The 16,507-nt window shown below is 67.8% G+C and carries 2 protein-coding genes; both read right to left on the bottom strand.

Going from position 1 to position 16,507, the window contains the following annotated elements:
• Positions 1-77: 77 nt before the first annotated feature.
• Complete coding sequence (locus tag U5768_RS06185) at positions 78-8,060, bottom strand: non-ribosomal peptide synthetase (protein WP_322029487.1); 7,983 nt, start codon at positions 8,058-8,060, stop codon at positions 78-80.
• On the bottom strand, positions 8,057-16,489 hold the full coding sequence (locus U5768_RS06190; RefSeq protein ID WP_322029488.1) for a non-ribosomal peptide synthetase: 8,433 nt from the start codon (positions 16,487-16,489) through the stop codon (positions 8,057-8,059). Before U5768_RS06190 ends, U5768_RS06185 begins: the two co-directional genes overlap by 4 nt.
• Positions 16,490-16,507 lie beyond the last annotated feature (18 nt).

A 16,507-nucleotide genomic window follows, 5' to 3' on the forward strand; every position in this document is an offset into this window, starting at 1 on the left:
TGCCCGCCGGCTGGCGGGTAGACGGCCATCACGGTTTGTTATCGTAAAAGCGCTGTGTTCAATACGCAAATTCAACGTCATAACTGCGCAAGGATATCGCGCATGGCGTCCGCCATCGCGGCATCGTCAACGGCCGGACGCTGCAGCGATTCCAGCACGCTCGCCAGTTCGTGCAGCGGCTGGTTGCGCATCAGGTCGGCGAGCGGCGCCTCGATGCCGAGCCGCGAGCGGATTGCCGACTGCACCTGCATGGCCGCAAGCGAATGGCCGCCAAGCTCGAAAAACCGGTCGGTGCGCCGCACAGGCGTCCCGTCCAGCGTGCTGGACCAGATGCCCGCCAGCGCGGTCTCCATTTCGCTTCCCGGCAATTCGGCCGGATCGGCGGACACGGGCTCGACCGGTGCCGGCAGCGCGTGCCGGTCGATCTTGCCGTTCGGGTTGAGCGGCATCGCGTCGAGCACGATGACTGCCGACGGCACCATATAGTCCGGCAACGTCGCCGCCAGACTCGCCCGCAACGCCTGCGCATCGAGTTGCGCGCCGGCCGCCGGCGCGACATACGCAAGAATGCGCAGCCCGCCTGCCCCCGCGCGCGTGACTACAGCGGCTTCGCGGACCTGCGGTTGCTGCGCGAGGCACGCTTCGATCTCGCCGGGCTCGATGCGGAAGCCGCGCACTTTCACCTGATGGTCCGTGCGCCCCAGATACGCAAGCGTGCCGTCGCCGTTCCAGCGAACGATGTCGCCCGTGCGGTAGAGCCGCGCGCCCGCGCCGGCCGCGAACGGATCGGCGACGAAGCGCGACGCCGTGAGGCCCGGCCGTCGGCAATAGCCCCGCGCGAGCAGCGTACCACCAATGCACAATTCGCCTGCGGCCCCGATGGGCACGGCGTTCAGTTGCGCATCGAGCACGCGCAACGTGCGACCATCGAGCGGACCGCCTAGCGGAATCTGCGCGGGAACCGCGGTTTCTCCCAGCAGATACGGCGTGCAGTCGAATGCGGTCGCCGTCACGACGGCTTCGCTAGGGCCATACGTATTCGCCAGTTCGACGTGCGCGAGGCCTGCCGCGCGCCAGGCGCGCACGCCATCGGCCGGCATCGCCTCGCCGCCGGCATGCACGCGCCGCAGCGTGCGGCACGCGGTGCGCACGTCGAGTTCGCCGGCGCGCGCCGCGAAGTCCTGCGCGAGCGCGTTCCAGTATGCGGTCGTCAGATCGGCGACCGTGATGCGTTCGTTCGCCACTTCCGCCAGGAACCGGTCGCTGCTCCACAGTTCCGGCCCGCGCAACACCAGCGTCGCGCCAACGGCCAGCGTCGGGAAAACCTGCTCCACGAAGCCGTCGAAATTGAAGGTCGAGAACTGCAGAACGCGATCGGGCGCGGCCTGAGCGCCAAGGCCGAACATGCCGATCGCCACCTCCGTGTGCCGCGCGAGCCCATCATGGGTGATGCCGACGCCTTTCGGTCGTCCGGTCGAGCCCGACGTGTAGATCACATAGGCAAGCTGATCGGGCAATACATCGACATCCGCAGACGCCTGGTACTGCGTAGCATCTTCCTGCGTCAGCCGATGAACGTCGAGCGTCGTGACGCCGAGCCGCGCGAGCGCCTCCACGGGCACGCCTGACGTTTCGGAGGTCGGTGCCGTCAATGCGACCGCGATGCCGCTGTCCTCGATCATGAACGCGAGACGCTCGGCCGGATACGCCGGATCGAGCGGCACATAAGCGCCGCCAGCTTTGAGCACGCCGAGTATCGCCACGATCATTTCGAGCGAGCGTTCTATCGCCACGCCCACGCGCATCTCGCGGCCAACGCCTGCCGCGCGCAATCCATGCGCCACCCGACTGGCGCGATGGTCGAGCGTGCCGTAATCGATGGATTCGCCGTCGAGCATGAGCGCCTGCGCGCCGGGCTGGCGCGCGGCCTGCTGCGCAATGCGCAGATGCACAGGCGGCGTGGGGCGCACGTCGGGCGCTGCGCCCCAGCGGTCGAGTTGCGCACGTTCCGCTGCCGGCAATACGCCGATCGCGCCCAGCCGCGCGCCGGGATCGGCAATGAACGCATCGAGCAACGTCGAGAGTTGCGCGGCGAGCCGCTCGATCTGATCCGCGCCGAACATATCGCATGCGTAATCGAACTCGATGCGCAAGCTGTCCTCAGCGTGTTGCGTTCGTCCTTGCGTAACCGAGAGCGTCAACGGGAAGCTCGTGCGGTCTTCGTTGCGCAAGCCGGAGAATTGCAGTTCCCGCGTGCCGCCCGCGTGCAAGATGTCGTCGACCGGGTAGTTCTCGAATACCACGATGCTGTCGAACAGCGCCTGGCCGCCTTCGATATGCGCCCAGCGCTGGATATCGTAAAGCGCGACATGCTCGTGTTCGCGTGCGGCGACGCCCGCTTGCTGAACGCGTTCGAGCCACGCAGCCACGTCGATCGCCGGGTCCGGCGTACCGACCACGGGAATCGTGTTGATAAAGAGGCCGAGCGTGCGGTCGGCGCCCGCGAGCGATTCGGGCCGCCCCGCCACTGTCGCGCCGAACGTCACCGCGCGTTGCCCCGTGTAACGCTGCAACAGCACGAGCCACGCCGCCTGCACGACGGTGTTCGGCGTCACACGCTGGTTCCTCGCGAAGCGGCTGAGCGAGGCGGCACGCTGCGCGTCCCACGCGAGCGAGACCGTGCCGTACGAGGTCGCCCGCGCGGCATCGGCGCCTTGCGGCGCGGGCAGCGCCTGCGTCAGCAAACTGGGGCCGTCGAGCATTGCGAGTTGTTCGCGCCACCACGCTTCGCCTGCATCGTGCGAACGCTGGCCAAGCCATGCAATGAAGTCGCGATACCGGCCCGGCACGGCGGCAGGCGGCCGCCCCTCGTAGGCGGCCAGCACTTCGGCCAGCAACTGCGCCGCACTCCAGCCGTCGAGCAGCGCATGATGAAACGTCCAGACAAAGTGATGACGCGCAGGCCCGGTGCGCAACACGTCGATTCGCCATAACGGCGCGCGGGCGAGATCGAAACCTCGCGCGACGAGCGCCGCGGCGAACTGGTCGAGGCGTCGCTCCAGCGACGCCGGTTCGGCCTCGCCGGTATGCCAGTCTTCGAAAAAAAACGGCGTGGCGATGCGGCGCGCAACCCACTGGCGCGGCGCGTCGTCGAAGGACAGAAAGCCGGTGCGCAACGTATCGTGACGCGCGGCGGCCGCCGTCCACGCCGCCTCGAACCGCGTACAGTCCAGGCCGTCGATATCGACGCGCAACTGATTCACATACGCGCCGGGCTGCTGGCCCAGCAGGCTGTGAAACACGATGCCCGCCTGCATAGGCGAGAGCGGATACAGATCGGCGATATCGGCGGCTGGCACCGGCAGCGCATCGAGGCGCTTCTGGTCGATTGCCGCGAGCGGCACGTCCGAAGGCGTCAGCCCGCATGCGCCGCTTTCGCAGTGCGCGAGCGCCGCAAGCAACTCGCGGCGCAGCGCATCGGCGAGCGCGGCCAGCGTCGCGGCGTCGTAACGGTCGCCGCGCGTATGCAGCAACGCAATCGTTAGTTCTCCGTCCTGAACCCGCGCGGAGACTTCCAGCGCATGCGTGCTGTGATTTTGCTCGCTCGACGCCCGGCCGCTGTTTTCCCGCGCAAGCCGCCAACCGCGACCCGCGCCCGCATGGGCCGAATCGTCGAACTGGCCGAGATAGTTGAAAAGCACATCGGCATGACCGACGCCATCGAGCGCCGCGCGTTGCGCAGGCGAACCCAGATACTTCAGCATTCCGAACGACATGCCGCCGTGCGGCACCGAGCGGCGCGCTTCCTTCACGCATTTGAGCGCCGCGCCGGTCTCGCCCATCGGAGCGAGTTCGAATGGATAGATGTTCGTGAACCAGCCGACCGTTCGGCTCAGATCCGCCTCGCCGAAATGCGGGTCTCGCCCATGACCTTCCAGATCGATCCGCAAGCGGTCGCGACCGGCGAATTCGCACAGCGCGCGCCCGGTTGCGAGCAACAGCAGATCGAGGAGTTGCGTCCGGTAGGCGGCCGACGCGTCTTGCTGCAAGCGCCGCGTGGTCGGGCGATCGAATTGCAGGCTTGCGCTCACCGCCCGACCCGCGCCGCATGCTTCGCCCGCCGCAGGCAATGCTGCGGGCACGCTGGCCAATGACTGCCAGTACGCGCTGTCCCGGTCCATTTCAGACCCGCGCGCCGCCGCCTGCAACTGAAGGCCGAATGCCTGATACGAAGTGGTGGGCGCTGGCAGCGAAACCGGCTCGCCGGCAAGCTGCTGCGTATAAACGCGTTCGAGGTCTTCCAGCAGGATGCGCCACGAAACCGTATCGACGGCCAGATGGTGAATCGCAATGAAAAGACGCCAACCGCCATCGTCGATACCGAGCGCAAGCGCGCGGATCAGCGGTCCGTGCTGGATATCGAGGCTGCATTGCACGGCGTCGCAACGGGCTTCGATGTCGGCGGGCGACACGTCCGTCACGATTTGCAGCGGCGCGGACGGTTCGACCGGCGCATGGCATTGACGCCACGCTTCGCCGCTTTCCGGCTGCGCGGGATCGCACGGCGCAAAACGCAGACGCAATGCATCGTGATGCGCGATCACGGCCTGCAAGGCGCGTTCGAGCGCGCCGGTGTCGAGCGCCTGCCCGGCATCGAGCAGAACCGCCTGGTTCCAGTGATTGCGCGCGGGGAACGGCTCGGCGAAGAACCACGCCTGAATCGGCAGTAACGGCACCGGGGCATTCGCGTCGATGCCGGCAGCGGCCGCCGTAACGCCGCGCGCTTCGCCATCAACAGGAACGACGACAGCCGCCAGTTGCGCGATGGTCTGTTGCTCGAAGATCTGCCGCGCGCTCAGCATGAGCCCCGCGCGGCGCGCGCGCGCAACGATCTGCAAACCCATGATCGAATCGCCGCCAAGCTCGAAGAAGTTTTCGTGGCGGCCGATCCGCTCGCGCCGCAGCAATTGCGCCCAGATGGCGGCGAGTTCGCTTTCGACCTCGCCAAGCGGCGCTTCGAATTCCGGCGCAGCGTGCTCGTCCGGCGCGGGCAGCGCGCGACGATCGACCTTGCCGTTGGACGTCATGGGCAATGCGTCGAGCACGACGAGCGCGCCGGGCACCATGTAGTCGGGCAGCGTCGCAGCCAAACCGGCACGCAACGCGGCGGCCTCGATCCGCTGGCCCGCCATGGCCGTGACGTAGCCCACGAGTCGCGCGCCGCCAGGCCCGTCGAGCGACACGACAACGGCGTCGCCGACTCCCGGCTGCGCGCGCAGCCGCGCTTCGACTTCGCCGGGTTCGATGCGAAAGCCGCGCACTTTCACCTGCTGGTCGAGCCGGCCGAGGAATTCGAGTTGTCCATCCGCGCGCCAGCGCACGAGGTCGCCGGTGCAGTAGAGCCGCGCGCCGGGTTCGCCGGAAAACGGATCGGGGACGAAGCGCGATGCGGTCAGGCCCGGCCGGTCCAGGTAGCCGCGCGCCATCGCCTCGCCGCCCAGATGCAGTTCACCGGGCACGCCCGGCGGCACGGGATGCTTGCGCTCGTCGAGCACCCAGGCGGACCGCTTGCCAACGGGACGGCCGATCGGCGCGTAAGGGCCGTCGAATGCCGCGGCGGCCTCGGCGCGCCAGACTGTCGGGGTAATCACCGCTTCGGACGGACCGTAGGCATTGAACAGCCGTTGCGGCGCGAGATGCGCGCGCACGGCATCGAAGCCGGCTCTGGACCACGCTTCGCCGCCGACAATACAGGTCCGCACGCCAACCGCGCCCGCCGCCGTCTCGCGCGCGAACGCATCGATATAGGCCGGCGGCAAGTCGAGCGTGGTCACGCGATGCGCGCGAATCTCGTCGACGAGCCGCTGCGCGGACCACACGTCGTCGTCTCGCAGCAAGACCGATGCGCCCCGCGTGAGCGGCATCAGCAACTGTTCGGCGGCGGCGTCGAAGCTGATCGACGCGAAATGCAGACAGCAGTCCGAAGGATCGACGCCATAGCACGCACCAATCGCTTCGCAGTGCGAAGCCAGTGCGCCATGCGTGACGGCAACGCCCTTCGGCTGTCCGGTCGAGCCCGATGTGTAGACCACATACGCCAGATTGTGCGCGTGCAATGCGGGCGCCGGGTCGATGCAAGCTTCATCGCGAAGATCGATTGCCTCCACGCTCAGTACGCGCGCGGCACACGCCTCTCGCATGCGCGCTTGCGACGACGTATCGACCAGCATCAGTTCGATGCCGCTATCGTCCGCCATGCAGGCGAGCCGCGCGGCGGGATAGGCCGGGTCGAGCGGAACGTACGCGCCGCCCGCTTTCAGAATGGCGAGGAGCGCGACGGCCATGGCGGGCGAACGCGACATGGCAAGCCCGACGCGCACTTCCGGACCCACGCCCTCACGCACGAGCCGCGCAGCCAGCCGGTTTGCCTGCTCGTTCAGTTGCCGGTACGTGAGGCGCGAGCCGCCGCCGGTCACGGCTGCCGCTTCCGGCGTCGCGCGAGCCCACGCCGCGAAACGCCCATGAACAAACGCGTTCGCGAGGTCGGCGGAATCTTTCGGCGCTTCGCCCCATTCGCGCAGTTGCTTCCACTGGGCCGCGTCGAGCAGTTCGACGTCGCCGACGCGTTGCGACGGATCGTTCGCGATCGCTTGCAGCATGTGCCGGTAATGGCCGCCGATGCGCGCAATCGTCTCCGCGTCGAACAGTTCGTCCGCGTAGATCAGCTCGATGTTCATTGCGCCATCCGGGCTCTCGGCGATATCCAGCGTCAGTTCGAACAACGCGGACTGATCGGGCAACGCATAGCGCTCAACCGCGACGCCGGGCAACGAATCCGTCACGCGCCAGTCGCTGCGCTGATGGTTGAACATCACCTGGAACAGCGGCGTGTGGCTGAGGCTGCGCTCGGGGCGCAATGCATCCACCAGCACGTCGAACGGCAGGTCCTGATGCGCCTGCGCGCCGAGCGTCGCGTGACGCGTCTGGTCAAGCAGTCCGGCCAGCGTCGCATTGCCGTCGATCTGCGCGCGCAGCACCTGCGTGTTGACGAAAAAGCCGATCAGCGGCTCCGTCTCCACGCGATGACGGTTCGCCACCGGCACGCCCACGCGTATGTCCTGCTGACCCGTATAGCGATGCAGCAGCGCCTGGAACGCGGCGAGCAGCACCATGAACGGCGTCGCCGAACTGCCCTGCGCACGCGACTTCACCGCCTGCGAGAGTTCAGCGGGTAACGCCATCCGGTAACGCGCCGCGCGATAGGACGCGTGCGCGTGGCGCGGCGCATCGGCGGGCAGTGCGAGCACCGGCTGAGCCTCGCCCAGCGCCGCGCGCCAGTACGCAAGCTGCCTGTCCTTCTCGCCCGCTTCGAGCCATTCGCGCTGCCACGCCGCATAGTCCGCGTATTGCACGGGCAGTTCGGGCAGCGTAAGCGGTTCCTTCAGCACCGCCGCGCGGTAATGCGCAACCAGTTCTTCGAGCAGCACCTGCACCGACCAGCCGTCCGAGACGATGTGATGCATCGCCAGCACCAGCAGGCTGCGTTCGCCGCCGGCGCGATAAAGCGCGGCGCGCAGCAACGGGCCCTGCGCGAGATCGAACGGCTCGCTCGCGAGCGCGCGCGCGGCCTCATCGATCTGCGCATCGGACAGCGACGCTTCGCGCCAGTCGAGCCGCGCCTGCGCATCGATCCACTGTTCGACCTGGCCCGCCTCGTTCGCGACGAAGCGCGTGCGCAGCACCTCGTGGCGCGCGACGATCGCCTCGAAGCTCGCGCGGAGTGCCTCCGCATTCACGTTGCCGCTGAGCCACAAGCCGCCCGCCACGTGATACGCGCTGCTTTGCGGCGACAGTTGCCACATGAACCACTGACGCTGCTGCGCATACGAAGCCGCCACGCCCTGCCCGCCGCGACGCTCGCGCGCGAGAACCGGAAACTGCGCGGGGCTCATGCCCTGCTCGTTCATCTTTTGCCAGAACAGTTGGCGCTTATCGGGCGTCAACTCGCTGAAGCGTTCGGCAATGCGCCGCGCCGCGTCCTTTTCCATAGCAATGCTCAAAGCGTATCCATAAAGAGATCCAGGCTGCGCAGCGCATCGTCCGATGGCTGCGCATCGCGCGTCTGCATGACGAGGGCGGCCTGAGCCGCGAGCGTCGGCGCGTTGAAAAGCGCGGCAAGCGGCAGGCTCGCGCCCAGTTCCAGGCCGATGCGCGCGTTCAGCCGCACGGCGAGCAGCGAATGGCCGCCCAGATCGAAGAAGTCGTCATGACGCCCGATGCGCGCGACGCCCAGCAACACCGACCAGATCGCCGCGAGTTCCGTTTCGACGCCGGCTTGCGGCGCTTCCCACGGCGCGTCGTGCGCCGGATCGGCGGCGTCGGGCTGCGGCAGCGCGTGCCGGTCGACCTTGCCGTTGGCGTTCAGCGGCAACGCGGACAACGGCACGATGCGCCACGGCACCATGTAATCGGGCAACTGCTGAGCGAGGCTCGCGCGCAAAGCGGCGGTGTCGAGCGCGTCCCCCGTCACGTAAGCCACGAGCCGCGCGTCGCGCGCCGTGACCACCGCTTCACGCACGTTCGGCTGCGCCGCGAGCGCCGCCTCGATTTCGCCTGGTTCGATGCGCAAGCCGCGAATCTTGACCTGATGGTCGAGGCGCCCCAGATAGTCGAGCGCGCCGTCGTCGCGCCAGCGCACGAGGTCGCCCGTGCGATACAGGCGCGCACCCGGCGCGCTTGCGAACGGATCGGGCACGAAACGCTCGGCGGTGAGCGCCGCACGGCCCAGGTAGCCGCGCGCGAGTCCCGCGCCGCCCAGATACAGTTCGCCGGGCACGCCTTGCGGCACGGGCGCCATGCGCGCGTCGAGCACCCACGTCTGCGTGGCGGCGATAGGACGGCCGATCGGCACAATCGGCACAATCGGCACGGGCCGCCCCGGTTCGTCCACGCAGGTCCACGCGGTGACGTCGATGGCGGCTTCGGTCGGGCCGTAGAGGTTGTACAGCGCGACGCCCGGCATGGTTTCGGCCACGCGCTCGCGCAAGTCGCCGGGCAGCGCTTCGCCGCTGCACACGATGCGCGCGAGCGTGTTGCCGCACGCGGACGCCGCATCGCTCGCGACGAACGCCTGCAGCATCGAGGGCACGAAATGCAGCGTGCTCACCGCGTACCGGCGGATCGTCGCGGCCAGCAAGGCGGGATCGCGGTGCGCTTCGGGCGCGGCAATCGCGAGCCGCGCGCCGACCATCAGCGGCCAGAAAAACTCCCACACCGACACGTCGAAGCTGAACGGCGTCTTTTGCAGAACCGTTTCCCCGCGCCGCAAGCCGTATTCGCGCTGCATCCATTCGAGACGGTTCCATAGCGCGTCGTGCCGGTTGCCGACGCCTTTCGGCCGCCCCGTCGAGCCCGACGTGTAGATCACGTACGCGAGGTTCGCGCCGTCGATCGGCGCATCGAGATTGCTGGCGTCGTACGCGGTGGTGTCGATCGCATCGAGATCGAAACGCCGCACGCCTTCTATCGCCGGCAGCACGACATCGCGCTGGCACAGCAGTAAGTGCGGCTGGCTGTCGCCGATCATGTACGCGAGCCGTTCGGCCGGGTACGACGGATCGAGCGGCACATAAGCCGCGCCCGCCTTGACGATCGCATACAGCGCGACGACCAGTTCGAACGAGCGCAACGCCGCGATACCGACGCGCGACTCCACGCCCACGCCTTGCGCGCGCAACCAGCGCGCGAGGCGATTCGCGCGCGCGTTGAGTTCGCCGTAGCTCATCGCGGCGTCGCCGAACAGCAGGGCCTCGTCGTCGGGATGCAGCGCGGCGTGACGCTCGAACGCGCGGAATACCGGCGCGTAGCCTTCATAGCGCGTCGCGTTGACGCTCCAGTTCGACAACGCCGCTGCCTGCGCCTCGTCGATCAGCGCTATGGCGCCGATCGGCTGATCGAGCGAAGCGCCGGTCGTGAACGCGGCCAGCACGCGTCGATAGTGCTGCGCGAAACGCGCGATCGTCGCTTCGCCGAACAGTTCACGCGCGTAGGTGAATTCGATCGAGAGCGCGCCGCCGGCCTCCTCGCGCGTATCCAGCATCAGTTCGAACTGCGCCATGGGCGCGGGCAGCCGGTAAGGTTCGATCGACAGATCGGGGAGTCGATTCAGCACGCGCCAGTCGCTGCGCTGATGGTTGAACATCACCTGGAACAGCGGCGTGTGGCTGAGGCTGCGCCCGGGGCGCAATGCATCCACCAGCACGTCGAACGGCAGGTCCTGATGCGCCTGCGCGCCGAGCGTCGCGTGACGCGTCTCGTCGAGCAGTCCGGCCAGCGTCGCATTGCCGTCGATCTGCGCGCGCAGCACCTGCGTGTTGACGAAAAAGCCGATCAGCGGCTCCGTCTCCACACGATGACGGTTCGCCACCGGCACGCCCACGCGTATGTCCTGCTGCCCCGTATAGCGATGCAGCAGCGCCTGGAACGCGGCGAGCAGCACCATGAACGGCGTCGCCGAACTGCCCTGCGCACGCGACTTCACCGCCTGCGAGAGTTCAGCGGGTAACGCCATCCGGTAACGCGCCGCGCGATAGGACGCGTGCGCGTGGCGCGGCGCATCGGTGGGCAGTGCGAGCACCGGCTGAGCCTCGCCCAGCGCCGCGCGCCAGTACGCAAGCTGCCTGTCCTTCTCGCCCGCTTCGAGCCATTCGCGCTGCCACGCCGCATAGTCCGCGTATTGCACGGGCAACGCGGGCAGATTCAGCGGTTCCTTCAGCACCGCCGCGCGGTAATGCGCAACCAGTTCTTCGAGCAGCACCTGCACCGACCAGCCGTCCGAGACGATGTGATGCATCGCCAGCACCAGCAGGCTGCGTTCGCCACCGGCGCGATAAAGCGCGGCGCGCAGCAGCGGGCCCTGCGCGAGATCGAACGGCTCGCTCGCGAGCGCGCGCGCGGCCTCATCGATCTGCGCATCGGACAGCGACGCCTCGCGCCAGTCGAACCGCGCCTGCGTATCGATCCACTGTTCGACCTGGCCCGCGTCATTCGCGACGAAGCGCGTGCGCAGCACCTCGTGGCGCGCGACGATCGCCTCGAAGCTCGCGCGGAGTGCGTCCGCATTCACGTTGCCGCTGAGCCACAAGCCGCCCGCCACGTGATACGCGCTGCTTTGCGGCGACAGTTGCCACATGAACCACTGACGCTGCTGCGCATACGAAGCCAGCGTGCGCGTACGCGCCGTATCGGGCAAACGTGCAACCGTATTCTGCGCGACTTGCTGTGGCCGACCCGCCGCGCTCGCGTGCTCGATTTGCGCGGCCAGTTCGGCGAGCGTGAGCCGCTGGAACAATTGCTTCGGTGTAAGCGAGAGCTTCGCTTTACGCGCCCGCGCGACGACCTTGAGCCCGAGGATCGAATCGCCGCCCGCTTCGAAGAAGTTCCAGTCGCGCTTGATCGATGGCGGCTCCAGACCCAGCACGTCGGCCCAGATTTGCGCCAGCGCGTTTTCCGTTGCGCCGCGCGGCGCGTCCGATTCGTTTACCGGGGGGTTTGCCGAACCGCCGAAGCCCGCTTCCAGGCCCAGAGTCGGGCTCAGCGTCGGACTCAGCAGCGCGCGCAGCGCAGCGCGGTCGAGCTTGCCGTTCGCATTGAGCGGAAGCTGGCCGATCGTCACGATATCGGCGGGAACCATGTAGTCGGGCAGCCATGCCGCGACGCGGCTCCTCACCGCGTCGGCATCGACGGCACCGGCCACGAACGCCGCCAGCCGCGTTCCCGACACGCCGTCATGCGCGAGCACGGCCGCATCGCGCACGCCTTCCACGCGTCGCAGCGCGCGCGCCACCTCGGCGGGCTCGACGCGGTAACCGCGCACCTTGACCTGATCGTCCGCGCGGCCGAGGTACTCCAGCAGCCCATCGGGGCCAACGCGCGCCCGGTCGCCCGTTCGATACAGACGCTCGCCCGAGGCGAACGGATCGGGCACAAACCGGTCCGCCGTCATCCCCGCGCGCCCGTGATAACCGCGCGCGACGCCCGGACCGCCCACGTACATCTCGCCGGCTGCGCCCTTCGCGACCGGCTCCATGGCAGCGTCGAGCAGATGGATTCGCGTGTTCGGCAATGCCGCGCCGAGCGGCAGATCGCGATTCTCGCCGGGCGCGCGGCGCAGTTCGTGCATCGCGACGCCCACGGTCGTTTCCGTCGGACCGTAGTGATTGAAAATCCGGCCCGACGGTTCGAGCGCATGCAGGCGGTCGAGCAACGCATGCGACGTCGGCTCTCCACCCACGATCAGCGCATGCGCGGGCAACACGTCGCGCGCACGCGACGCGCTCAGTAGTGCCGACAAGTGGCTCGGCACAATCTTCAGCACGCCGATCTCATGTTCCGCCATGTACTCGGCGAACTGGTCGGGGTTGAACGCGAGTTCGGACGACAGAAGGTGCAACGTGCGCGCGGAACACAGCGCGCCGAACAGAACCGTGTGGCCGAGGTCCGCCGCGGGCGTCGACACCATGGCAAACGACGCGGCGTCGCTAACGTTCAAGGTTTGCAGCATGCCCTGCACGTAGTTGGCAAGCGCGCGATGCGTGACGATCACGCCCTTGGGTTCGCCCGTCGAGCCCGACGTGTAGATCATGTACGCGGCCTGGTCCGGGTGAACAGCGCGCGTCGCCGGCGCGTGAGCCGCCGCAGCGGTTTCGCGCGTGAAATGCACGGCCATCGGCGCGGCAGCGCCCGCATCCAGGCCCGCAGGCAGCGGCGCCGCATGCAGCAAGACGCGTGCGCCGCAATCGCAAAGCTGCGCGCCGAGCCGTGCCACGGGCGCTTTCGGATCGAGCGGCACCCATGTCGCGCGCGCCTTTAGCGAGGCGAGCATCCCCAGCACGTGTTCGATCGAACGCTCGGCCAGCACGCCGACGCGCGCTTCGCGCGCCAGGTGATGCGCGGTTAGCTGAACGGTCAATCGCGCGGCCAGCGCGTCGGCCGCCGCATCGAGTTCCCCGAATGTCGCGCTGCGCTCGCCGTCGCGCACTGCGATCCGGTCAGGATGGCGGATAACACTCGCGCGCCAGAGATCGAGCACATCGGGCGACGGGCCCGCTTGCGTGGCGTCACGCTCAAGCTCGCGCAACTGACGTTCCAGCGGCCAATGAGGATTGGCTACGAGTTGTTCCGCAAGCGTCGCGAACAGACTCGTGAGGCGCGAGACGAATGCTTCGTCGAACACCGCATCGTCGTATGCGACGAGGAAATCGATGTGCTCGCCTGCATCGGTGAAATCGACCGCCAGATCGAAATGCGGCGCATCGTTCAGCAGCACGCGCAACGACGCATCGAGCGGCGCGAACAGATGCGCCGCAAACGGACGCTGTTCGGTCAGCTTCACCTGGAACAGAACGTCGCGCGCTTTGCCTCTATCAGGCAGCAACGCGCTGACGAGGCGGTCGAACGGCACATCCTGATTCTCGTTTGCTGCAAGCACCGTTTCGCGCACGGCGTCCAGAAGCGCGCCAAAATCGCGATGCGGCGCAATACGCGTGCGCAGCACCTGCACGTTGATGAAATAGCCGATCAGGTCCTGCGATTCGGCGCGCTTTCGCAGCGATACGGGTGCGCCCACGCGAATGTCGTTCTTGCCGCTCAATCGATGCAGCGCGACATTGAACACGGCCAGCACGGCCATGAACAGCGATGCGCGACGCTCGCCCGCAAAGCGCCGCAACTGAGCGGACACCGCCGGCGACAACGCGAACGACTCGCTGCGTTGACGGCCCGTGCGCGACGTATCCGCAGCGGGAAACAGCCGTGCCGCCGCAGCAGCGTCGCTGCCGGACGCCAGTTCGGTACGCCAGTAGTCGAGTTGACGCGCCACGCGGGCGGCATCAACGGTCTCGCGTTCCCATGCGGCATGGTCCGCGTACTGCAACCGGCGCGGCGCGTTTTGCACCTCGGCGCCGCTGCGGCATGCGGACCAGGATCTGGACAAGGCTTCGAGCAGCACGTTGACCGACCAGCCGTCCGCGATGATGTGATGGAGCGCGAGAAGCAAACGATGCTCGCGCTCGTTCACGCTGATCAGATGTGCGCGAATCAGCGGCCCGGCTTCGAGATCGAACGGATGGCGCGCCACACGTTCGACCAGCGCGTCGATAACCGCTTGATGCGCCGCTTCGGGAATCGCGTCGAGGCGCGTCTGTTCGAGCCGGATCGACAGGCTGTCGTCGATGACCTGCAACGGTTCGCCTTCGTCGTCGAGCGCGAAGCGCGCGCGCAGAATCTCATGCTGCTGCACGAGCGCGTCGAACCCGCGTTGCAACGCTGGCACGTCGAGTTCGCCATTCAGGCGCAATTCGCCGCTCATGTTGTACGCGGCGCTCGACGGGTCGTGATGCCACGTCAACCACAGGCTGCGTTGCGCATCCGATGCGCGCGAGTTCAAGCGCGCCTCATCGGGTAAGCGCGCGATTTCCGGCAACGCGTGTGTCGAACCCTTGTCGATTCGCTCGCGCACACACGCCGCCGCGTCGCGCAGCACAGGCGCGGAAAACACATCGCGCGGCGTGAAATCGATCGACCAGTGCGCACGCACGGCCGCCGCTAGCTGTACGGCCGCGAGCGAATTGCCGCCGTGCGTAAAGAAGTTGTCGTCGGCGCTTGCCACGGTTTGCGTGCGCAGCACATCGCGCCACAGCGATGCAAGCGCCTGCTCGATGGCGGTGAGCGGAGCGGCCGCATTCGGCGCTTGCACCATCGGCGTGTCTGCATCGACACGGCGACCACGCGAGAACATTGCGTACGCATCGAGCGAATGCTGCTGCCAGCCGCGCACGCACGCCGCGCGCTGCACCTTGCCGCTCGAAGTCTTCGGCAAGCCGCCCGGATTGAGCAGAACGATCGCGCTCGCCGGTTCGCCGCAGCTACGCGCGATCGCCTGCGTCAGAGCCTCCGCGATTTTTTCCGGCGCAGCCTGCCTGCGAACGGTGCGAGACACCTCCGCCGCAATGCCGATGCCTTCCTGGCCGTCGATCTCAACTGCAAACGCCGCGACACGGCCGCGCCGCACGAGTTCGACCTCGCGCTCGATCGCCAGCTCCAGGTCCTGCGGATACAGATTGCGGCCACGCACGATCAGCAGATCCTTGATGCGTCCGGCGACAAACAGTTCGCCGTCGTGCAGGAAGCCGAGGTCGCCGGTGCGCAGCCACGTCGCGCCGTCGCGCTGAACGAAGCTTGCCGCGCTCGCGTCCGGACGCCGCCAGTATCCGGCGGCCACGCTCGGCCCGCTGACGCAAATCTCGCCGATCTGTCCCGGCGCCAACCGCGCGCCAGTTTTGCCATCCACGATTTCGACCCGATGCGCGCTCGCCGGTTTGCCGCACGAGACTAGCGCCGTGGATGGCGCGCCGCCCGTATCGGCGCGTGCGCGCCCCGCTTCGAGGCCTGCATTCGAGAACGCCGGTGCGCGCGCGCCTGCGCCGCGCGCCACGCCCGTCACGTACAGCGTCGCTTCGGCCAGCCCGTAGCACGGGAACAACGCGTTCGCGTCGAAGCCCGCCGACGCGCAGCGTTCGACGAACGCGCCCAGTGTCGCCTGGCGCACGGGCTCCGAACCGGAGAACGCAACCCGCCAGCTCGACAGATCGAGCGCGGCGCGCTGATCGTCGCCGATGCGGTCCGCGCACAGCCGGTAGGCGAAATCGGGGGCGCCCGAAATCGTGCCGCGATGCCGCGTGATGGCGTCGAGCCAGCGCACGGGGCGCTCCAGAAAATACTGCGGCGACATCAGCACGAGCGGAATACCGCTGAACACGGGCTGCGACATGGTGCCGATCAAACCCATGTCGTGATAGAGCGGAAGCCAGCTCACAAAAACGTCGTTGCCGGTCACGCCGAGGCCTTCGCGAATCGCCGCTTCGTTCGCCCACAAACTGCCGTGCGTGACCATGACGCCCTTTGGCGCCGAGGTCGATCCTGAGGTGTACTGCAGAAATGCAATATCGGACGGCAACGCACGGCAGGGCTCGAACTTGAGCGCAGCGTTGGCGTCGAGGTCGAGCGTATCCATCGTCACGCGCGGGGCCCCGGGCGCAACTGCGTCGAACGCATCGCCGAGTTTGCCTGCGAGCGCGTGCGTGGTGACGACGAAACCAGCGTCGGCGTCGGTGGCGATGGCCTGCAGGCGCGCGAGATGCTGCGCGCGCAGCGACTCGGGCGGATAAGCGGGCACCGCAATCGCGCCCGCATACAGGCAGCCGAAAAACGCGGCCACGTAGTCGATGCCGCTATCCATCATCAGCAGCACGCGCGCGCCTACGGTCCAGCCGTTCGCGGCGCGAAGGTGCGAGGCCAGCGCGGCCGCGCGAGCGTCGAGCGCCGCGTAGTCGTAACGCGTGTCGCCGCTCGCGTCCACTGTCACCAGCGCGGTGTCCGATGCGCGCGACGCGGCCAGCGTGCGCAACTGCTCAATCATGTTTTCAGCCATTTCACCGTCTCATCTGCA

It is taken from the genome of Paraburkholderia sp. J76 (assembly GCF_905220295.1).
In the GTDB taxonomy this organism is placed as follows: domain Bacteria; phylum Pseudomonadota; class Gammaproteobacteria; order Burkholderiales; family Burkholderiaceae; genus Paraburkholderia.

What these genes read in the sequence shown, in the direction of transcription:
- U5768_RS06190 (WP_322029488.1), bottom strand. Translation starts at nt 16,489, where the DNA reads ATGGCTGAAAACATGATTGAGCAGTTGCGCACGCTGGCCGCGTCGCGC.